Raw genomic sequence first — 21,057 nt, 5'->3', positions numbered from 1 at the left:
GGGCATCTGATTTATCAGAAGCCGACTGGTCACGAAAGACCGGGTCTGGTCGCCTGCCGCCGCCACCGTCTGGCCTGCAAATTTTTCGGCTAAGAAGTGGCGACGGCTCCTTGAATGCCGACAATCGCGTTAAGGATATCCGACCCTCAGGGTTGAATCGCGTAGACGACCTGTACCTTCACCTGCGTTTCGATCGCGCGGGGCTTCAGTCCGACCGCAACGGGCGGCGGTAGTGGCGGCGGTGGCGGCGCGCTGGCATGCTGCGCCGTGACAACTATATCGTCATACGGGCCGGGGCCATTGAAGCTAAGATTGGACACGCTGAGGACGCCGCCCAGCCTGACGCCCGAGGCGCGAGCGATAGCTTCCGCCTGCAACTTGGCTTCGGCCAGCGCCTGCGCGACACCGCGCCGGCGGATCTCCTTGTCCTCGGCGAGAAAGAAGCGGTCGATGCGGGGATTGGTCGCGCCGAGACGGCCGGCGAGCGACACCATCGTGCCGGCCTCGTTCACCGCCGCCGTGCGAACCTCCATCTGGATATCTGCCGTATAGCCAACGATGGCGCATTCGCCGGTCGACAGGCGCGGGTTGCCGTAAGTGTTGCGATTGCAGTCGCGCCCTCGCACCTCGGCTATCCCGATCTGCGCGGCGCGTACGTCGGAACCCGCTGAGATACTTGCCAGTCCCTTCTCGATCGCGTCCCGCTTCGCCACCATGACGCGCACGGCCTCGTCACTGGTCGTGCCCTCACCATGAACGGAGAAGCTGACGACCGCGCGATCAGGAGGGCTGGGGATCGTCGCGGCGCTGGAGACGATAATCCGGGGGCGCGCATCCTCGCCGGTCTGCGCAATCACCGCGGACGGCATCAACAACGGAAGAACTGAAGCAAAGCGCCGCATGGAATATCTCCTTTCATCAACCACGGGCCGCCAAGCCTGCACGATCGGGCTCGTCGGCGTTCAGCCGGGACATCTTTTTGAGCACCGGGATCCTAAGGATAAGGATTGCCAGCAGAATGAATCCAATCAGTCCGAGAGCGCCATCGACGATCAGGGCCATGTTGTCGCCCGTCCCCAAGAAAGCGGGATGAGCCGTGGCCAGGACTATCAACAACGTGCCCGTGATGGCGCGACCGGTCTGCGATAAGGTGGCGGAGGGAAACAGAGCGGCGGCAGCAAGAGCGCCGATGCTTATGGCGGCCCACACCCAAATCAAGGGCGTGACCGACGACGTGAACAGTGCCGTGAACGCGGCGCCGGTCAGCGCGACTGGCTGTCCCCAGACGAGTGCGGTCCACACCCGCTCCCACCCGGGTGCGGGCCGTCCCTTGTCCCGCCTGCGCGCCAGCCAGATGGTAACGCCGCCGGCCGCGAGATAGGTGAGCCCGAGGCCCAGCAGAGAATAAGCGATCTTGATGGTGCCGCCGCCGAACCAGCCGAAGTGCAAGGGACCAAGCGAACCCAGGATCTGCTGGCCCACATTGTTTTCAGCTGCCTTCTGTTCATGATAGAGCCTGCCCTGGCGATCGAAAGCATAGCTGTCCGCATTGGCGAGCCGGGACGATCCATCTTCCACCTCGAACATGGCAGAGCCACCCACTTCGGTGGGATGCTCGAGCGCGAGATAACTGATGCGCCCGCTCGGTGCGCGCGCGGCTATCTGTGCGAACATCGGGCGCAGGTCGAGCGGCGGGGCGGGCCGCGCATCCTCCGCCGGATGAGGGGGCGTGAAGATGGCATAGACCTTGGCCGTGTCGCCCTGGAACACCGCCATTCCGAGCGCACCGATGATGATGGTGCTGAGACCAAGCAGCGCGCCGGTTAGAGATACGATGAGGTGGAAGGGCAGCCCCCACACGCCGATGCGGTTGTGAATGTCGGCCTCCTGCAACCGCCGCGAACCGCCGAGCCGGAGGTGAAACGCATCGCGAAAGATGCGCGGATGTGCCAGCACGCCCGAGATGAGCGAAGAGAGCAGGGCAACCCCGGTCAAGCCGACGATGAAGCCGCCCCAGCTTCGCGGCAGGTGGAGATTGATGTGCAGGCGCGTCAGGAATTGGGTCCAACCGTCGCGGACCTTGCCCGTGATGCGCCCGGCGTTGTCAGCAACCCAGCTTGTCTGGGTCCCATCCTTGGCATCGACCCGAATGGTCGGCCAGGGGCGATCCTCGCTCGGCATGATGATGAGCACATGCTCGACCGGCCCTTCCGCGCGGCCCAGCGCGGCGCGATAGGCCGCCTGGACAGCCTCCCCGGACATCGTTTCCATATGCTCCGCTGCCGGGTTCTCCCAGCGCTGGAATTCATTAGCGAAAACCGCGATCGTTCCGGTCAGGCATATGAGATACAGCAGCGCGGCAAAGGCAAGGCCGAGGCCGCTATGTCCCTTGAGCACGGCGCGCACGAGATCAGCCGATGGAAAGCCAGCGCCCTTTGTTCCCTTCGTCATGCAAATCCCCTGAGCATGGCTGCGCCGAAGCCTGCAATGGCAGTTCCCACCAAAACGGCGGTCGCGCGCAGAATTCGGCTGTCGGCCAGGGTCCAGGCCATGGCACCGCCCCAGGCCAGCGGCACGATCAGCCCGCCGATCAGGAGCCGCGTCTGCGCCTCGCCCGGCGCCCAGACGGCATAGCTGATGCCGAGGCTGATCGCTGCCACCATGCCAATCGGCCCGGCCAGTGACCAACGCAACGTGGTGCGCCATGCGCTTGGCGCCTGCTCCGCCGGTTCGGGCGCCAGGCCCTCCCGCGCCGCGCGACCTGCCTTGGCTGGCTTCATGGTGTAGCCAGAAGCGACCACGCTGAGTCCGGCGACCCCCATCAGCGTGAGGGCCGTGAATATTCCGCGTCCTTTGCCCAGCATGGAGGCGGCAAGGAGGATCGCGAGCAAGAGCATGCACAGCCCTGCCCAGCGCCACGGCGCCTTACCGCCCTTGCGGCTCCAGGCGCGGCGCAGCATCCAGGCGCCGGCGGCAGAGCTGCCGAGAATGAGCGCCATCGCGGCAAGAGGCGCTTCGGGGCTCAAAAGCCGGCTTCCAGGATGACGCCCACGCTGCGTGGCGCACCGATGACGGCGAAGTTCGTGAAGCTGTTGAGATACTGATCGTACTTCTCATCGAACAGGTTGTTCGCAAACAGCGACAGGCTCCAATGCTTGGCCTCGTAGCCGATGCGGGCGTTGACCAGCGTACGCGCGCCGACCCGGTCATCTGCCTGCGGGATGGATACGTCCGTATAAACCGCGCTGCGATAGCTCGCGTTGACATTGCCGTTGAAGCCGCCGCCGAACCGCATATTGGCACCGCCCGCCAAGGTCCATCTCGGGGCGTAAGGGAATTCCAGGCCCGACAGATCTGTGATGGATCCCACATCGGTCACGAAGCTGTCGAACTTCGTGCGCGTATGCCCGACGCTCGCATACCAGTCGAACGCGGGCGAAATGCGATGCGCCAGTTCCAGCTCGAAACCGTAGAGATGCGACTTGCCGGCGTTGACGGTATGGGTGTCATAGAGACCGTTACCGAAATTCGCGGTGGTCTGCTGGTCCTTCCAGTCGATGTAGAAGGCGTTGGCATTGACGGTCAGGCGACCATCGAGCCAGGTCGAACGCAGAGACAGTTCATAGTTCCAGGTGAATTCCGGATCATAGGGAAAGAGCTGCGAACGGGCGGTATTGAACCCGCTTCCCCCGGAGCGATAGCCGCGCTGTGCGACGAAGGCCGTCGCAAGATCAGGAGTCCACGCCATTTCCATGCCTGCCTTGGGCAGGAAGGCGTTGAAGGTTCGCGTACCCGTCGGTGCCGAACCGCTCGCATCGTCCACCAGGCCAAGCACGGCAGCATTGACACCGGCGAAGGCTGGTTCCAGCGGGCCATATGCCGCCGGGTTCGGCAAAGAGCCTACGAAGCGCGCGATTGCCTCGCCACCGATTTTGTTGCGTTCGCGATCGTAGCGGAAGCCGCCGAGCAGCGAGAGCCGGTCGGTCAGCCGATAGCGCGCGTCGGCGAACAGGGCCATCGTCTCGACCTTGGTCGGAAAGTCGGACGTGTAATCCACCGGAATGTTGGGCAGCGCGGTGGTGTAGAGGGCCGCGACCTGCGTCGCCGTCTGCGCGCCGAGCGCAGGCGTCAACAGGCTGGCGATCGTCGGGCCGGGCGTCGGCACCAAGGTCACCTGATGCGAACGGCGATATTGGTCGCGATTATAGTAGAACAGCCCGGCCAGACCGCTCAGCCGGTCGCCCTCATAATTGAGCCGCACTTCTTGCGTGAATATTTCCGCCCCGCCCGCGATGTCGCTGTAGGCGATGCTGGCGGCTGATGAGTCGCCATCATATTTTCGGGTGAAGTCGGTATCGGTCCAGGTGCCGAGCGTGCTGAGCGACAGGCCGCCGCCCAGATCATAGCGCAGGTCCAGCGTCACCTGATCGTTGTCGACATCGCTGCTGTTGGGATAATCCGAGGGATTGGTGCGATTATCAAAATAGTCGGGCACCGTCGCATCGACATAGGTGAAGAGATAGCCACCCTTCGTTTCGAAATGATGGTAGCTCAGGCGCGCCTCAAACCCCGACACGGCGGAGGGCGTCCACAGCAGCCGAACGCGGATAGAGGTTGAGTCCACTCTGCTCTCTGGCTCATTACGAGTGATGTTGCGGATATAGCCGTCAGAATCCCGCTTCTCGGCCGAAACGCGGAAGGCGAGTTCGCCCGGCACCAGGGGGCCGCCGCCAGCGACAGCGAACTGCGTGGTGTCGAAAGAGGAGACCAGCGCCCGGCCTTTCACGCTCCAGTTGAAGGTCGGATCCTGCGTGCGGATATGCACCGCGCCAGCCAGCGCATTGAGACCCTGGATGGTCGATTGCGGCCCGCGGAAAATCTCCACCTGCGCCACATCCCACATGTCGGTGGGCCCGTTCGACAGCACATCCTGCGGCACCGGCGCACCATCGACGAACACCGTCGCTGTCGCCGCGTCACCACCCCCCGAAACGCCCCGCTGGTCGATGCCACGGATCGAGAAACCCGAGGGACCATAGGTTTCGGACACATTGGCCGTGCGGTTGTAGACGTCCTGGATGGTCAGGATATTTTCTTCGGCCAGCTTCCTTTCGGTGGTCACACTTACCGAAGCGGTCGTCTTCTGCAGGCTCCGGGCCGCCTTTTCGCCGGTGACGATGATCTCGTTCTGCTCGCCCGAAGATGGCACTTCATCGGCTGCTCCAGCCGAAGATACTAGCAAGGCAGCAAACAGCGACGCGGATAAAAAATAGTGATGCTTCATGAGCCCCCCGTAAACGAGGTTCGCTTAAGCAAACTGTATAATGCGAGTCAATCGCATCTTGTGTCATTTGGCTCATGGTGCTATACGGGAAAGGTACGGCCTCAGGGCTGATCCTGGCTGCGATGAACCCGCGCCAAGGCGGCCTCAGCAACCGTGCGCTTGACCGATACAGCTCATAGCGCATTCACAAACAGTGTGCTCGCAGCGGCTGGTTCCGTTATGGTTGACTGACCGGTTTGAGAAAAAGCCGTCGGTTACATTGACTGATCCAAGTATCTCAATTTGGTCGACACCTGCCGGATAGCGGACCTTCCGCACCTGGGACGAAAAAATAGAGTGCTGAGAGTCCGACAAGGGTCGATTGCATCGGGTTCCCATTTTGAGAGCAAAATTCGCGAGTGCTTGTAGGCGCCACACAGAATGTCAGTGCATCTGGACGAGATAATCGACGATAGGACAATATGGCAGTAGCTGCGGGGTCATTAGCCTCTCTAGCGCTCATTGTGGCGACTGGATCTGCCAATTTCAGAATTGGGCACGTCCTTAAGCCATTGAACGAATTCTATGGGAAATGGAAAAACAATGGTCGAGTTCTTGTCACCGGCGATGAAGTTGAGCGAACCGAGATAGCGTAACTGCATCGCTTCCGGCCGTTGCCCAAGGATGGTGGCCGCCTCCAGCAGTTGCTGCGCGGCCTGGCGTTCGCCTTCGGCATTGATGATCTTGGCTCGTCGCTCGCGCTCCGCTTCGGCCTGCCGCGCAATGGCGCGGATCATGGTTTCGGTGATATCGACCTGCTTGATCTCGACATTGGCGACCTTGATGCCCCAGGCCGCGATCTGGCTGTCGAGAATTTCCTGAACGTCATTGTTGAGCTTGTCCCGTTCGGCGAGCATCTCGTCGAGCTCATGCTTACCGAGGACCGATCGCAAGGTCGTCTGGGCAAGCTGGCTCGTGGCGGTGAGGAAGTCCTCCACCTGGATGATCGCGCGTTCCGGGTCGATGATGCGAAAGTAGATCACGGCGTTGACCCGAACCGAAACATTGTCGCGGGAAATCACGTCCTGCGGGGGTACGTCGAGCACAGTCATGCGCAGATCGGTGCGGACCATCTGCTGGATGAATGGTATGAGGAGGATCAGCCCCGGTCCCTTGATGCCGGTAAAGCGGCCCAGCGTGAATATGACGCCGCGCTCATATTCACGCAGTATCCGTATCGCTGCCGACAGGAACAGCAACAGCACAATGATCGGCGGGAGATAGAAGGCGAGATCCGTGAGCATTTAAACCTCCTTGGCCGCGTCGCTGGTCACTTCGACCGTGAGCCCCGCAATTCTGACGATCCGGACCAGTTGGCCCTGAGAGTACGCCTCCTGGCCGGCCGCTGCCCAACGCTCGCCATGGACGAACACATGGCCCTTGCCGCCGCTCCAATCCTGTACGACGCCGATGGCGCCGGTCATCTCTTCCGCGCCGCTTACGATCCTGCGTTTTCGCGCGCGCAGCGCCGTGCGGACAACCAGAAGGACGAAAGCGGCAGTCGCCAGGGACAGTCCCGCGATCAACGGCCAGGAGATGCGAAAAGCCGGTGTGTCGGTGTCGATTAGCATCGCCGCGCCGAGCGCAAAGGCCACGCATCCGCCAATGCCCAGAACGCCGTGGGAAAAGAGATAGCCTTCCGCAACCACCAGGCCGATACCAAGGACAATCAGGGCAACACCCGCAAAATTCACCGGCAGGGCGGCGAAGGCGTAAAGTCCGGTGAGCAGGCAGATTGCGCCCAGCGTTCCGGGCAGGAAGGACCCCGGATTCATGAATTCGAAGACCAATCCGTAAACGCCTAGGGTCATCAGGATCAGCGCGACGTTGGGATCGGTGATCGTCGCCAGCAGTCGCGTTCGCCAGTCCGGTGCGATCTCCTCGATAGTGCGGTGGGCGACGTCGATCTTCACGGCACCAGCGCTGACCTTGACGATCCTGCCATCCAGCTTGCGCAGCAGGTCGGCTACATCTCGTGCCTCCATATCGATGACATGCGTGCTCAAGGCGGTCGAAGCCGGAAGGCTGGCGGCTTCGCGGACGGCCTTTTCCGCCCAGCTGGCATTACGGCCGCGAAGCTCCGCCAGGGACCTGATGAAGGCAGCGGCGTCGTTGACCGCCTTTGTTTCCATGGGATTGGGAGGGTTGTTCTTTTGATCGTTGTCCCGTGCCGGCGCAATGCCGCCGATATGAACGGGGGTGGCGGCACCCATGTTGGTGCCGGGCGCCATCGCCGCAACATGGCTGGCATAGAGGATGAACGTCCCGGCGCTCGCTGCCCTCGCTCCGCTAGGGGAGACGTAGGAAGCGACGGGAACGGGCGAGGCGAGAATCGCCCGGATGATGAGGCGCATGGATGTGTCAAGGCCGCCGGGCGTATCCATTCTCAGGATGACAAGCGGCGCCTTGCGCGCGGCAGCGGTCCGGAGACCCTTGCGGACATAATCGGCCGTCGCCGGGCCCACCACGCCGTCGAGATTGAGGATGATGACAGGCGCAGGCGCAGGCGCAGCGGCGTCCGATGGCCCGGATTGCGTGACGCAAAGGCACAGCAGGATGACGCTGCCCAATTGGGCAAGAAGGCGGCTGATGCCGCACCGGAAGAGGATCGTCCAATGCCTCACGGGCATTCCACCTTACCATCCCTTCGCCAATGGCTTGATGCCTGGCGAGACGGCAGGTTTTCCTTATAGCACGAACCCGCGGCGAAAGCAGCGGGATCGATCGGTGAGGCGGAGGCGGACGGCGGTGCTGCTGCCCGCCATGGCCCTTGTCTTGTCCCATTTCGTGCCCAGATAGGGTGTGGGCCGCCGAACGGAGGGAGGCAGTCTATGACGCCGAGCCTCGACATCGCCGATCACGCCATCAGCAGACAGCGCGGCTTCTTGTGTGCCTATGATATGGCTGACGTTTCGCTGTCAGGCGATCTGGCTCCGATTGCCGAAGCGGCGCATGATCTGCCACGCCTGTTGCCCACCGGCCGCATCCGGTCTCATCTTGAGCAACTTCCCCTGCTGGAACTGACGTCCTTCTGCGCGGACGCGCCGGAACATCAGATCCGCACCGCCTTCGTGCGCTATGCCTTTCTGGTTCAGGCTTATGTGTGGGGCGAAGAGGTGGCCCCCGCCTCGCTTCCCGCGTCGCTGGCGGTGCCCATATGGGCGCTCGCCCGGCGGCTCGAACAGAAGCCACTGCTCACTTATTCGGCCTATGTGTTGGACAATTGGGACCGGCTGGACCGATCAGGCCCCATCGCGTTGGGCAATCTTTATATGGTCCAGCATTTTCTTGGCGGCCAGGACGAAGCGTGGTTCGTGATGGTTCATGTCGCGATCGAGGCGCGTGCAGGCGCGATGCTTGCAGAAATCCCCACTCTCATGGAAGCGGCGGCCCAGGGCGATGCAGGAGCGGCTGAGCGCGGCCTGACAATGATCAGTGCAGGCTGGGATGATATCAACAGGATATTCGATCGCATGCCGGAGCGGTGCGATCCATACATCTACTTCCATCGTGTCCGGCCCTATATTCACGGCTGGCAAGACAATCCGGCCCTTGGCGGCGGCCTGATCTATGAGGGCGTTGCCGAAGCTGGCGGCGTGCCGCAGCTGTTTCGCGGCCAGACGGGAGCCCAAAGTTCGATCGTGCCTGCCATGGACGCCCTGCTCGGCATTCAGCATGCGCAGGATCCGCTCCGCTCTTTCCTGGACGAATTGCACGCCTATCGCCCGCCGCTGCACCGCGCCTTCATCGATCGTGTGCGAAAGGCGAGTGGGCTGCGTGATTTTGTCGCCGCGTCAGAGCGGCCCGATCTGCGCGAAGCCTATAACCGCTGCGTTGCCGGTCTCGGCCGTTTCCGTACCCGCCACCTCGAATATGCAGCAAACTATATCCACCGGCAGGCGAAAGACGCCTTGGGCAACAGTAGCGCGGTGGGGACTGGAGGCACGCCATTCATGGCATATCTACGGAAGCATCGAGAGGAAACGCAGCGGCACTTTTTGAAGAACGTATGAAGCTCAAAATAGTGGAGAAGTTCTGCTCATTGGGCATCTGTCGGATGGCTGAGAAAAGAATAACTTGGTTGGAGCGAGTGCATGGCCAAAAATAGTGCGGGTCGCCGCAGCGGCGAGCACCCTCTTCCGCAGTCGATAAGATCTGGCACGTAGAATGGAAAAACCGGACAGTCCGGCCCTAGAAATAAAAAAAAGGGCAGCTGAATGGCAAAAAAGGGTCGAAGGTGGCAGCGATGGGCCACTTTTCGCCGTTCGGAGGCTCATTCTCATTTCCAGGAAGCGGTCATTCCTCCAGGGATGAGCAGTCGATCTGACAGCGGAAAAGCTGCCGGTCGGCCGCCGACCAATTTCCGTCATTAGTGTCCTGTTCGCGCGCCCCGAAAGCGGTCAGTTGCTCATGCTTTGTATTTCATATGCCTCAAGCAGCGGCCACAAAATCTCTGCGTTTATACCCTGTTGTTCGACCGCATTTCGAAGAGCATAAAATTCGTCATCGGTCTTTATCCGGCCCCGGCGAACCACCCGCTGCACGACCTTCGAAAAGCGCGCTCTCACCTCGGTCAGCGTTGGTAAGCCCTTCTCCGAAAGCTCGCTGTTGCACTTCGCCACATCGGGAGCAGCCCAATCATCCGTGTATTCCACAATATCCCCTATTGCCATGCCGAGGCCACTTCTTGCCTTGGCAGGGGACTTTGCCGCCATCAGATCAAGCACGGCGATTGGGTGGATTTCAGGATTTAGCAGTTCAGCAGCGAAAACCTTCGGCACCATATGGCCCAACCAAGATCGCATGCATTCATATTCGGTAGCTTCAATCCGCATAAATCCCACGCTGACAACATTGAGGAGCCAAGACAACAGGCAGCTATTACGGTGCCACATATGGAAATCGGCCAGTCCGCTGTCCACCCGCATCGTCATTCCAGCCCTGCGAATCGCCTCGCGTCACCGCTAACCTGTCGGTCCGGTTCGCTTTGGGGAAGCGGCCGGCGGCACGCGACCATTCTCGGTCATCCAAGGTTGGCTGTACGCTCGCTCTAAGCGGTTATCAGACAATCTGTCCGGTCGGAGACATTCTTGGGACGTGAAGGGTAGGATCGGGGTCTTGTCGCCAGCGCAGCAGAAAGTCCCATGTGAACCGGTCATGAGGATGGGCAAGCCAACCGAGAGGTTCGCGGTTGCGGCGATATTGGTCAATGAGGTCATCCAGCCGCGAAGGAAGCTGGTCTAGCTGATCCATTACTAACCCGGCCCACAAATCGGCGGGCACGGGAGTGTCGATTAGCGATCTGAACTCGCCAAGCACGCTATCGTTGGCGATATTGTAGCCAACGAAGCAACCTTGGAAAATGCCGCTTTCTTGGTTGGGCTTGTGCTGCTCAAGCCACGTCCGAAGCTCCGGGATTTCAATCCCGAGGATACCCGAGAGGAGAAAACCCCAAGGTCGCCTATATGCGAGGGGTTGGAAGAACCGGATCACCTCCGCATCAGGCAACGACCAAACCTTCTGGCCTACTAGCCTCCGCTCGACAAAACCCTGAGCGCGAAAAGCCACGTCTGTTAAGGCTCGAAACTCACGGATGTTCATACCCGACCTGACTCCATTGTTTGGACCAGATAGCATGGCTGGAAAGGTCAGCTATCCTCAAAGTCGAGCCTGAAACCCGACTGTCGGAAAACCACCCATTAGCGCCGTTCTGGCGTTGGATTGCATGCGGATACAAACCGGACCGGCAGCACTGGCGCGACCCGCCACGCCTTTGACCCGGCCAAATCGCCGGGATGGGTGGAGAGCGGGGCCGCGGCTTTTGGATAGGATCGCGCGAAAGCGGACTGACCTATTTACTCAGCGTCGAGGCGGCCTCGCTAACGATTTCCGCCTCCAAGTCTTCTGTATTCGTATTGGTGTAGGCCTCCGTCCTCCACCGCCCATCGAGATAATGCCGACCTACCGGCTTGCTCAGAAATCCGACAATTTCGGCGAGTTCGGCTTCCGTGAATTCCCAGTTGAGGTGATCTTCATAAGCCTGCTGATAAATGACCCGTCGCTTTGCATATGCGGCTTTGAGCGCCTCGGAGCGGATTTTAAATCCTTCGCCGAGTAGTTCTGTCAGGTTTTCGCCCGATTTGGCTTTCCACAGTGGGCCGCTGGGCCCTGCGCAAGCGGTTCAACACGGCCAGCAGCCCCGTTCGGGAAGCGCTCAACCGGCTCCTTTCAGAAGGCTTCGTCGCGCTCGAGGAGCAGAAGGGCTTTCGTGTCGCGCCGGTGAGCGCCGAGGAGCTGAAGGAACTCGTCAAGACGCGCTGCTGGATCGATGGCCTGGCCATTCGTGAATCGATCGATCGGTTCGACCTGGCATGGGAGGAGAATCTCATACTCGCGCTCCATCATCTGTCGCGAACCCATCGCGGGGAGACGGGCCAGGGCGAAAGTTCCGAATGGGAAAGCCGGCACAAGGACTTCCACCTTGCTCTCATCGGCGGGTGCGGCAGCCGGTGGATCAAGCGGATCAGCGGCCAGTTGTTCGACGCCGCGGAACGCTATCGCCTTCTCGCGCTGGAGCAGGTCCTGGAGCGCAATGAGCTGCAGGAACATCGCGATCTGGTCGATGCATGCATCAATCGCGACGCCGATCGCGCGATCACCCTGCTCCAGCATCACTACGCCCAGACCTTCGAAGCGATTACGAACACGCCCTGAACGGCTGAAAGGATGCGGATGGCGGGAGGCATCGGCGCCGCTGATCCGATCTGCGCACGGCCTCATTTTGGCTCCTCTGCCTGCGCCGGTAGAACAACTCCCTTATCAGTCGGCCAGCCGTTTCGCCCGCTTCCCTAAGGGACGACTGCGTCCGCCGATCAACGCGTGACAGGCGCTGATGTTTCTATCCTGGTCCTGTCGCCTGTGCTGCCCCGGCGGCGTCCAGCCGAGGGGAGCAATGCCGCAGAAATAGAATGAGCGCGCTGCATAATGGGGCACTTGCCCGACCGAGAGATTGGCGAAGGCGAGGGCGGCGAGCGCAGCCGCGCTATACCGCATGGCTGAACCGCATTTCCGCCGGCCGTAGATAGCTGTCGAAGGTGGCGGCGATGCTGCGGGCATAGGGGAGGGCGTCGGGCGTCAGTCGCACATCGGCTCCATCTACCCTGACAAGGCCCAACCGTTCGAAGCGCTTCAGGTCTGGCATTGGCGTGATTGCGTCCACATGCGCTTCGCCGCGGCAGAGGATCGCCTCTATGATCCGGCCGCGACGGCGATCATCGGCGGTACACAGCGTGCCACGCGTGGCGGTCAGCGAGCCACGTTCCACGCGTTCGCGCCAGGGCCCCGCCTGCTTTTCATTCTGGACGATGAGGTCCGGGAACTGGCTGATCGCGCTGGCGCCAAGACCCAGGAGGATTTCGGCGGGATCATCGGTGAAGCCCTGGAAATTGCGGCGAAGACGGCCCTCGCGGGCAGCGCGGGCGATGCTGTCGTCCGGCAAGGCGAAATGATCGAAGCCGATCGCATCATAGCCAGCTTCGGTGAGAAGGCGATGACCCTGCGCCGCCATCTCGAAGCGGGTGGCGAGATCGGGCAGGGCACGGCCGTCTATGCGGCGCTGGCGCGGCAAGAGCTGGGGCATATGGGCGTAGCCGAACAGGGCTATGCGGGCGGGCCGCATCGTGATGCTGGCCTCCAGCGTCGCCGCAAGATCATCGAGGCTCTGGCCCGGCAGGCCGTACATGAGGTCGAAGCCGGTCGCGATTCCGGCCGACCGAAGCTGATCTGCGGTCCTTTCCACCATGTCCAGCGGCTGGATGCGGCCGATGGCGGACTGAACATGCGGGGTGAAGGTCTGCACGCCAAGGTTGACGCGGCCGATCCCCATCGCCGCCATGGTGGCGATCCATTGTATATCGAGGCGCCGCGGGTCGAGTTCGACGGAAATCTCCGGCTGATGCGCATCAAAACAGAGAAGCAGCTGTTGGAGCAGGCGGACGAAATCGACGAGTGGCAGCGAATTGGGACTGCCGCCGCCAAATGCGATGCGCGCCACCCGGCCACGTCCGCGCAGATGTGCCGCGACAAGGGCGATCTCCCGCTCCAGGGCCTCGACATAAGCGGTCAGGCGGTGCGCGCGGTTCGCCGCGCCGGTGTTGCAGCCGCAATACCAGCATATGTCGTGGCAATAGGGGATGTGGACATAGAGGGAGAGGGGAGCGTTCGCATCGACCCCATCGAGCCGGGCGGCAAGATCCGCCGCGCCCACTTCAGTCGTGAACTGAGCGGCAGTCGGATAGCTGGTGTAGCGCGGCACCGGCTGGGCCAGCAGGTCGGGGTGATAGGTCCACATGGCAGAGCGGATCGCATGGACTGCCCCCTGACACATTGAGGCAGGTCAAATTGCTGGTTGCGCAGGATCAATGCCGCATGCCGTCCGCCGGGGCAGAGCAGGGCCACCGACAACAGGGACGGAGACAATCTGATGACCATCAAGACTATCCTGCTGGGCGCGGCCGCCGTTGGCGCTGCGATTTCGGCACCAGTTCAGGCCGCGCAGGGCGATGTGCTGGTGCGGGTGCGCGGCATCATGGTCGCGCCCAACGAACGCAGTGGAAGCGTGCTGCCCGGCTTCCCTGGCGAGAAGGTCAAGGTCGACAACAGCGTGATGCCGGAGGTCGACCTGACCTATATGGCGAGCGACCATATCGGGTTTGAACTGATCGCCGCGACCACCAAGCATAGCGCCAGCGGGCGTAGCGGCACGACGGGCGCGATCGGCCGTCTCGCTTCGACCTGGGTGCTGCCGCCGACGCTGACGGCGCAATATCATTTCCTGCCCGATGGCAAGGTCCGGCCCTATGTCGGCGCGGGCGTCAACTATACGCTGTTCTACAATGAAAAGGCATCCGATGCGTTGAAAGGCGCGGTGGGCCCGACCAGGGTTCATATGTCGGATAGCTTCGGCTGGGCGGCGCAGGCCGGGGTCGACCTGGACCTGACGGACAAGATCTTCCTCAACCTCGACGTCAAATATATCGACATGGATACGACGGCGCGGCTGTCCACCACGGCGGCGGGTGTGCAGACGGTGCGCGTGCACCTTGACCCGCTGGTGTTCGGCGTCGGCATCGGCATGAAGCTCTGAACTTCAGGCCGCGGCGAGCGCCTTCACGATGAAGGGCAGGCGCTCGCCATCTGGCTCCGTCAGGGTCAGATAGCTGCCGGGCTTGATGCTGTGCGCGTCGAGACGAAAGAGGATTTCGTCATCCTCTTCCCCCGGCTGGTAGGACAGCGCCCAACCGTCGGCCGTTCGCAGCAGGCATCCATGCCGGTCGGGTTCATTGGGCCAGAAGCGGCGTACCGTCGCCAATTCGGGATGGTGGCGATATTCCTGCTCATCGATCAGCCCGTCACCGCCAAGCGGCAGGCGCATCACATAGCTGCGCGCCGCCGATCCATTGGGGAAATCGGCGGTCCGGGCAAGTTCGAGGCGTATGGTCGTCCATGTCATGCCATCCAGATCGGATCTTTCTGCTCGCAAGAATATAAGGACTATTCCGGACCGTGGTGGCCGGCGCGGTTCAATGTGCTGACGGATAGGGCCCTAGGGACAATTACGGATAGGTCCGGAACCCGCACGGCGGCATGCAGCGGGCATGGATATGCAATTTGATCTGGCGCAAAAGGCGTCTGGCGGGCCCGAGATGGCGGCGATGATGACTCCGGTCTCCGGAGGCTGCGCGGCTGGTTATTGCGATCGGTGCGAGGTGCGCGATCAGGCGATCTGCGCCGACCTTGATCCGGAGGAGCGGGCGGCGCTCAACCGGATCGGCCGGCGCGTGACGGTGCAGGCCGGGCAGACGGTGATGTGGGAGGGCGACGACAGCATGGTCGTCGCCAATGTGATCGAAGGCACGTTGAAGCTCGCGACATCGACAGGCGACGGACGCGAGCAGATCGTCGGCGTGGTCTATGCGTCGGATTTCATCGGGCGACCCTTTGGCGCGCGGACGCCGCATAGCGTCACGGCGCTGACCGATGCGCGGCTGTGCCTTTACCCACGCGGCGCTTTCGATGGCTTTGCGCGCCGGCACCCGCAATTGGAGCATCGGCTGCTGCAGCGGACCTTGGACGATCTTGACCGGACACGCGGCTGGATGCTGTTGCTCGGGCGCAAGAATGCGCGGGAGAAGGTTGCATCCTTCCTGCTGGACATGAGCCGGCGGCTGCGCGCGGACCCGAGCGGCGCGATCGACCTGCTTTTGTCGCGCCAGCAGATCGCGGATATTCTGGGGCTGACGATAGAGACGGTCTCGCGCCAGTTCAGCGACATGAAGCGGCTGGGCGTGATCGCGCTCGCCGGGCGGCGGGGCGTCCGGATCTGTGCTGCCGATCGGCTGGAGAGCATGGCCGAGGGGGAGTGAACCCCGGTTTTAGAGCGCCTGTGGCGTCAAACCGTTCTGCCGTCTTCCGTCCGCTTCGAGCAAGGGCGAGAAACGGTTAGCCCTGTCAGCGTTTCTCAAGCGTGCCGGCTTGCTCCAGGGCGGGTGGACCCAAGCCCTGGGGGAAGGGGTGGCGACAGTCCGTCTACGGACATTCCCCTACATACCTGCCGCCCCGCCTTTGACAGAGGTTGGTTCACGAAGACGGCCCCTGCGGAAGGGCGCCGCAGACAAGTTTTCGCGGGGGGATCCGATGGATCAACTATTATTGAAATCGGGCGGCTGGTTCGCGCTGGCCGTCATCGCCTTTCTGGCGTCGCTGATGGCCGTGGACAACGGATTTGCCGTCCATATGGGCATTGCCTGCGCGGCGGCGCTGCTGATGGCGGTGGTGACGATCGGCGGCGCCGATTACGCAAGCATCGCGCGTGGTCTGGTGAAGATGCCCACCGATCAGGGGAAATATGATGACGATCCGATCCGCTGGGGCGTGATCGCGACCGTATTCTGGGGATTGGCGGGGTTTCTCGCGGGGCTCTACATCGCCTTGCAGCTCGCCTTTCCCGCCCTGAACCTTGGCATCGAATATACGAGCTTCGGGCGATTGCGGCCGCTGCATACTTCAGCCGTGATCTTTGCCTTTGGCGGCAACGCGCTGATCGCGACCAGCTTCTATGTGGTGCAGCGCACCTGTCGGGCGCGGCTTGCCTTCCCCTCGCTCGCGCGGTTCGTGTTCTGGGGATATCAATTGTTCATCGTGCTGGCCGCCACCGGCTATGTCATGGGCATTACCGAAGGACGCGAATATGCCGAGCCGGAATGGTATGTCGATATCTGGCTGACGATCGTCTGGGTCGCTTACCTGATCGTCTTTGGCGGCACGATCCTGCGCCGCAGCGAGCCGCACATCTATGTGGCGAACTGGTTTTACTTGAGTTTCATCCTGACGATCGCAATGCTGCACATCGTCAACAACCTGTCGATGCCGGTCAGCCTGCTTGGTTCCAAGAGCTACAGTGCTTTCGCGGGGGTACAGGATGCGCTGACGCAATGGTGGTACGGGCATAATGCGGTCGGTTTCTTCCTGACCGCCGGTTTCCTGGCCATGATGTATTATTTCGTGCCCAAGCAGGCGGAACGGCCGGTCTACAGCTATCGGCTGTCTATCATCCACTTCTGGTCGCTGATCTTCCTCTATATTTGGGCAGGTCCGCACCATCTTCATTACACGGCCCTGCCCGATTGGGCGCAGACCCTGGGCATGGTGTTTTCGGTCATGCTGTGGATGCCGAGCTGGGGCGGGATGATCAACGGCCTGATGACGCTGAATGGCGCGTGGGACCGCATCCGCACCGATCCGATCATCCGCATGATGGTGATGGCGCTGGCCTTCTACGGGATGAGCACCTTCGAAGGGCCCATGATGTCGGTGAAGGCCGTGAACAGCCTGTCGCACTATACCGACTGGACGATCGGCCATGTCCATTCGGGCGCGCTGGGGTGGAACGGCCTCATCACCTTCGCCTGCCTCTATTATCTGACGCCGCGTCTGTGGAAGCGGGACCGGCTTTACAGCCTGCGCCTCGTCAACTGGCACTTCTGGCTCGCGACGCTGGGCATCGTCCTCTACGCTTCGTCAATGTGGGTGGCGGGCATCATGCAGGGGCTGATGTGGCGCGAATATGGCAGCGACGGCTACCTCGTCTATGCCTTTTCCGAAGTCGTGAGCGCCATGTTCCCGATGTATCTGATCCGCGCGGCGGGAGGCCTCATGTACCTCGCCGGGGCGATCATCATGGCCTGGAATATCGGCAAGACCATCGCGGGCAGCCCACTGCGCGCGGAGAAGCCGATGAGTGACGTGGCTTATGATCCGGCGGTGGATCGGCCGCTTGTTGCCCAGCCGGCTTAAGGACCAAAAGACATGACGAGCAAGACCAAGAGCAAGTTCTGGGATCATGGCAGACTGGAGCGCAATGTCTCTTTGCTGGGCATCGCGTCTCTGATCGTAGTCGCCATCGGCGGAATTGTAGAGATCGCGCCGCTATTCTGGATCGACAACACCATCGAGAAGGTAGACGGGATGCGCCCTTATACGCCATTGGAATTGACAGGGCGGAACATCTACATCCGCGAAGGCTGCTATAATTGTCACAGCCAGATGGTCCGTCCCTTCCGGGATGAGACGGAACGCTATGGCCATTACAGCCTGGCGGCCGAGAGCATGTACGACCATCCCTTCCAATGGGGTTCCAAGCGCACCGGGCCGGACCTGGCCCGCGTGGGCGGCAAATATTCCGATGAGTGGCATGTCCAGCATCTGAAGGACCCGCGCGCGGTGGTGCCGGAGTCGATCATGCCGGGCTATGCATTCCTGGCCGAGCGGGAATTGAAGCCAGCGGACATGCGCAAGGACCTGACCGCGCTGACCGACGTCGGCGTGCCCTACAGCAAGGATGACATCGTCAAGGCCAATGACGACCTGAAGGCGCAGGCCGATCCCGACGCCGACGCCAAGGACATGATCAAGCGCTATCCCAAGGCGCAGGCGCGGGATTTCGATGGTGATCCCGGCAAGGTGACGGAGATGGATGCACTGGTCGCCTATCTCCAGATGCTGGGCACGCTGGTCGATGTGGAAAGCGCCAGGCCGCAGGAGGTCGAACGATGAGCTACGACGCCTTGCGGCATTTCGCCGACAGCTGGGGACTGGTCTTCATGGGGGCGAGCTATGCCGTGCTGATCGGCTGGCATTTCCGGCCCAAGGGACGCGAGCATAGCAGGGAAGCCGCGCTCGCCATTTTCGAGACTGATCATGCGGAGGCCGATCATGGCTGATGACAAGCGGATCGACGCCGCCACCGGCACGGAAATAAAGCATCATGAATGGGACGGCATCCAGGAACTGGACACGCCCCTGCCGCGATGGTGGCTGTGGACATTCTATGCAACGATCCTGTTCGCGATTGGCTATGTGATCGCCTATCCGGCGTTGCCGATGCTGCATCGGGCGACCGCCGGCGTTCTGGGCTGGTCCAGCCGGGGCGCACTGGACAAGGAACTGGCGGCGCGGGAAGCGCAGATCGCGCCGGTGCGGCAGGCGATCGCCGACACGTCCATAGAGGTGCTGCCGACACGGCCGCAGCTGATGCAGGCGGCAGTGGAAGGCGGGCGCGCGGCCTTTCGCGTGCATTGCGTGCAATGCCACGGATCGGGCGCGGCGGGGTCGAAGGGCTATCCCAACCTGAATGACGACGACTGGTTGTGGGGTGGTGATCTTCCCATGATCGAGAAGACCATTACGGATGGCGTCCGCAATCCCGACCATGCCACGACCCGCCAGTCGCTGATGCCAGCCTTCGGCAAGGACCAGTTGCTGACGGCGGCGCAGGTCGATGACGTGGTTGCGCATGTGCGAGTAATCAGCGGGCAGGACCGCCGCAGCCCGGCGTCACAGCGTGGGGCCAAGGTCTTCGCCGACAATTGCGCGGTGTGCCATGGTCCGGCGGGGAAGGGGAATCGTGAGGTTGGTGCGCCGAACCTGACGGACGCGATCTGGCTCTATGGTGGTGACGTGGACACCATCCATGAAACCGTGTGGAACAGCCGCCATGGCGTGATGCCGCGCTGGGACGACAAGCTGGACAAGGCGACGATCCGGATGCTGGCGGTCTATGTGCACAGCCTGGGTGGCGGCGAGACCGCACCGGCGAAGGTTGCTGCGGATAAGGTGCAGGGCGATGCCGGACGATAGCAGGCGCCCCCCGGACTTGATGCGGGGTTCCGCTGCCTTTGACGATGGGTGCGAAGGAGAAGCGGGATCCGGGACCAAGCCTGGGACGGCGGCCGGGAGGCGGTCATGCTGACGTCCGGCTCGCCGTCGCTCTACGAAAAGCGCCAGGGCGTCTATCCCAAGGCCGTGGATGGGTTTTACCGCCGTCTTAAGTGGGCGATCATGGCGGTGACGCTCGGCATTTACTGGGTGACGCCGTGGCTGCGGTGGGATCGTGGCCCCTATGCACCTGATCAGGCGGTGCTGGTCGACCTCGCCCATCGGCGTTTCTACATGTTCTCGATCGAGATCTGGCCTCATGAATTTTATTATGTGGCAGGGTTGCTCATCATGGCGGGGATCGGCCTGTTTCTCGTCACCTCCGCCGTGGGCCGCGCCTGGTGCGGCTATGCCTGCCCGCAGACAGTGTGGACCGATCTGTACCAGCATGTCGAACGCTTCATCGATGGCGACCGCAATGCGCAGTTGAAGCTGGCAAAGGCGCCGTGGGCACTGGCCAAGCTAGCCCGGCGGCTTGCCAAATGGTCCGTGTGGCTGGCGATTGCATTCATTACCGGTGGTGCATGGATTTTCTACTTCGCCGATGCGCCGACTTTGCAGCAGCAGTTCTGGAGCGGCACGGCAGCGCCGGTCGCCTATGGGACAGTAGCGGTGCTGACCGCCACCACCTTCATCCTGGGCGGCTTCATGCGCGAGCAGGTGTGCATCTATATGTGCCCATGGCCGCGTATCCAGACGGCGATGCTCGATGAAAAATCGCTGGTCGTCACCTACAAGGCGTGGCGCGGCGAGCAGCGCGGCAGCCTGAAGAAGGCGCAGGCGCATCCCGGCGAATTTGGCGACTGCATCGATTGCAACCAGTGCGTCGCGGTCTGCCCCACCGGCATCGACATTCGCGAAGGGCCGCAGATCGGCTGTATCACCTGTGCCCTGTGCATCGATGCGTGCGACAAGGTGATGACGCAGGTCGACCGCCCGCGCGGCCTGATCGATTATTGCACGGAAGAGGATGCGGAGGCGGAGAAGAAGGGTGAGCCGCCCCGGTCGGTGCTGAGGACCCTGTTCCGCCCGCGCACCATCGCCTATTTCGCGATCTGGGCGAGCATTGGCGCGGCGATGCTGTTCGCGCTGGGTGCGCGCACGCGGCTGGACATCAGCGCGCAGCAGGATCGCAACCCGATTTTCGTGCGCCTGTCGGACGGCGCGATCCGCAACGCCTATACGGTGAAGCTGCGCAATATGGAAACGCGCCGGCGCGACGTGGAAGTGCGCGTAGCCGATCTGCCCGGCGCAAAGATCTGGACGGACGCCGGATCGCGGGAGAAGGCGAGCGACGCCGTGCGTGCGGCCGTCGCTGCCGACAGCGTGACGAAGCTGCGCCTCTTCCTGACCCTGCCTGCCGCAGGTCCGGTGCGGCAGGATTTCCGTTTCACCGTACGCGCTCTCGACCGTGAAGGCGGCGGCGACAGCGAAGATGCTCGTTTCGAAAGGCCATGAAC

The 21,057-nt window shown here is 62.1% G+C and carries 20 protein-coding genes; 9 read left to right on the top strand and 11 right to left on the bottom strand.

All coding sequences use genetic code 11. From position 1 onward, the window contains the following. Positions 1–146: 146 nt before the first annotated feature. The 6 genes from MRBLMA1_RS05725 to MRBLMA1_RS05700 all read right to left on the bottom strand — a co-directional run bounded on the left by MRBLMA1_RS05725 (position 147) and on the right by MRBLMA1_RS05700 (position 7,953). Positions 147–902: an SIMPL domain-containing protein gene (locus MRBLMA1_RS05725; RefSeq protein WP_363735573.1), complete on the bottom strand. Its 756-nt coding sequence runs from the start codon at positions 900–902 to the stop codon at positions 147–149. Positions 903–918: 16 nt separating this feature from the next. Next, complete coding sequence (locus MRBLMA1_RS05720) at positions 919–2,451, bottom strand: PepSY-associated TM helix domain-containing protein (RefSeq protein WP_363735571.1); 1,533 nt, start codon at positions 2,449–2,451, stop codon at positions 919–921. Further along, entirely contained in the window at positions 2,448–3,026 is a 579-nt protein-coding gene (locus MRBLMA1_RS05715) for a hypothetical protein (protein ID WP_363735570.1), read from the bottom strand. Before MRBLMA1_RS05715 ends, MRBLMA1_RS05720 begins: the two co-directional genes overlap by 4 nt. Further along, positions 3,023–5,284 carry a TonB-dependent receptor gene (locus MRBLMA1_RS05710; protein ID WP_363735568.1) on the bottom strand — a complete coding sequence of 754 codons (2,262 nt, stop codon included), beginning with the start codon at positions 5,282–5,284 and terminating at the stop codon, positions 3,023–3,025. Before MRBLMA1_RS05710 ends, MRBLMA1_RS05715 begins: the two co-directional genes overlap by 4 nt. 491 nt (positions 5,285–5,775) lie before the next feature. Next, positions 5,776–6,567, bottom strand: coding sequence for a slipin family protein (locus tag MRBLMA1_RS05705; RefSeq protein ID WP_363735567.1), 792 nt, complete (start codon positions 6,565–6,567; stop codon positions 5,776–5,778). Further along, a complete protein-coding gene (locus MRBLMA1_RS05700) occupies positions 6,568–7,953 on the bottom strand; it encodes an NfeD family protein (RefSeq protein ID WP_363735565.1) in 1,386 nt (461 codons plus the stop codon). It abuts the gene before it with no gap. A 201-nt stretch (positions 7,954–8,154) separates the two neighbouring features. Here MRBLMA1_RS05700 and MRBLMA1_RS05695 point away from each other — a divergent pair, with 201 nt between their 5' ends. Beyond that, positions 8,155–9,336 (top strand): indoleamine 2,3-dioxygenase, encoded by a 1,182-nt coding sequence (locus tag MRBLMA1_RS05695; RefSeq protein ID WP_363735563.1) that lies wholly within the window; start codon positions 8,155–8,157, stop codon positions 9,334–9,336. A gap of 387 nt (positions 9,337–9,723) precedes the next feature. Here MRBLMA1_RS05695 and MRBLMA1_RS05690 read toward each other — a convergent pair whose 3' ends face one another. After that, a complete protein-coding gene (locus tag MRBLMA1_RS05690; protein ID WP_363735561.1) occupies positions 9,724–10,251 on the bottom strand; it encodes a hypothetical protein in 528 nt (175 codons plus the stop codon). Positions 10,252–10,384: 133 nt separating this feature from the next. Beyond that, the gene (locus tag MRBLMA1_RS05685) at positions 10,385–10,924 is read right to left on the bottom strand and encodes a hypothetical protein (protein WP_363735559.1); all 540 of its coding nucleotides are present in this window, start codon (positions 10,922–10,924) and stop codon (positions 10,385–10,387) included. Between the two features lie 552 nt (positions 10,925–11,476). Here MRBLMA1_RS05685 and MRBLMA1_RS05680 point away from each other — a divergent pair. Further along, the gene (locus MRBLMA1_RS05680) at positions 11,477–12,037 is read left to right on the top strand and encodes an FCD domain-containing protein (protein ID WP_363735557.1); all 561 of its coding nucleotides are present in this window, start codon (positions 11,477–11,479) and stop codon (positions 12,035–12,037) included. Between the two features lie 105 nt (positions 12,038–12,142). Here MRBLMA1_RS05680 and MRBLMA1_RS05675 read toward each other — a convergent pair whose 3' ends face one another. Both MRBLMA1_RS05675 and hemN read right to left on the bottom strand, forming a co-directional pair. Continuing rightward, positions 12,143–12,376: a hypothetical protein gene (locus MRBLMA1_RS05675; protein WP_363735556.1), complete on the bottom strand. Its 234-nt coding sequence runs from the start codon at positions 12,374–12,376 to the stop codon at positions 12,143–12,145. Next, positions 12,366–13,673, bottom strand: a complete 1,308-nt coding sequence (hemN, locus tag MRBLMA1_RS05670) for an oxygen-independent coproporphyrinogen III oxidase (protein ID WP_363735593.1) — start codon at positions 13,671–13,673, stop codon at positions 12,366–12,368. The genes MRBLMA1_RS05675 and hemN overlap by 11 nt, the downstream gene beginning before the upstream one ends. 132 nt (positions 13,674–13,805) lie before the next feature. Between hemN and MRBLMA1_RS05665 the strand changes: the two genes are divergently transcribed. Next, positions 13,806–14,468: an OmpW/AlkL family protein gene (locus MRBLMA1_RS05665; protein WP_363735554.1), complete on the top strand. Its 663-nt coding sequence runs from the start codon at positions 13,806–13,808 to the stop codon at positions 14,466–14,468. A 3-nt stretch (positions 14,469–14,471) separates the two neighbouring features. On the opposite strand, the gene MRBLMA1_RS05660 is transcribed toward MRBLMA1_RS05665, so the two are convergent. Then, entirely contained in the window at positions 14,472–14,834 is a 363-nt protein-coding gene (locus tag MRBLMA1_RS05660) for a hypothetical protein (RefSeq protein WP_363735553.1), read from the bottom strand. A gap of 145 nt (positions 14,835–14,979) precedes the next feature. Between MRBLMA1_RS05660 and MRBLMA1_RS05655 the strand changes: the two genes are divergently transcribed. From MRBLMA1_RS05655 to ccoG, 6 genes are all read left to right on the top strand, one after another. After that, a complete protein-coding gene (locus MRBLMA1_RS05655) occupies positions 14,980–15,747 on the top strand; it encodes a Crp/Fnr family transcriptional regulator (protein WP_363735552.1) in 768 nt (255 codons plus the stop codon). Between the two features lie 271 nt (positions 15,748–16,018). Then, positions 16,019–17,677, top strand: coding sequence for a cytochrome-c oxidase, cbb3-type subunit I (ccoN, locus tag MRBLMA1_RS05650; protein WP_363735550.1), 1,659 nt, complete (start codon positions 16,019–16,021; stop codon positions 17,675–17,677). Between the two features lie 12 nt (positions 17,678–17,689). Next, positions 17,690–18,436: a cytochrome-c oxidase, cbb3-type subunit II gene (gene ccoO, locus MRBLMA1_RS05645; RefSeq protein WP_363735549.1), complete on the top strand. Its 747-nt coding sequence runs from the start codon at positions 17,690–17,692 to the stop codon at positions 18,434–18,436. Next, the gene (locus tag MRBLMA1_RS05640; RefSeq protein WP_363735548.1) at positions 18,433–18,603 is read left to right on the top strand and encodes a cbb3-type cytochrome c oxidase subunit 3; all 171 of its coding nucleotides are present in this window, start codon (positions 18,433–18,435) and stop codon (positions 18,601–18,603) included. Before ccoO ends, MRBLMA1_RS05640 begins: the two co-directional genes overlap by 4 nt. Continuing rightward, complete coding sequence (gene ccoP, locus MRBLMA1_RS05635; RefSeq protein ID WP_363735546.1) at positions 18,596–19,519, top strand: cytochrome-c oxidase, cbb3-type subunit III; 924 nt, start codon at positions 18,596–18,598, stop codon at positions 19,517–19,519. Before MRBLMA1_RS05640 ends, ccoP begins: the two co-directional genes overlap by 8 nt. A 105-nt stretch (positions 19,520–19,624) precedes the next feature. Continuing rightward, positions 19,625–21,055 carry a cytochrome c oxidase accessory protein CcoG gene (gene ccoG, locus MRBLMA1_RS05630; protein ID WP_363735545.1) on the top strand — a complete coding sequence of 477 codons (1,431 nt, stop codon included), beginning with the start codon at positions 19,625–19,627 and terminating at the stop codon, positions 21,053–21,055. The last annotated feature ends 2 nt before the right edge of the window (positions 21,056–21,057 follow it).

The sequence above is a fragment of the Sphingobium sp. LMA1-1-1.1 genome (genome assembly GCF_040676365.1).
Classification (GTDB): Bacteria; Pseudomonadota; Alphaproteobacteria; order Sphingomonadales; family Sphingomonadaceae; genus Sphingobium.
The sequence above is the reverse complement of the archived record's forward strand: the minus strand, read 5'-3'. Positions and strand labels throughout refer to the sequence as shown.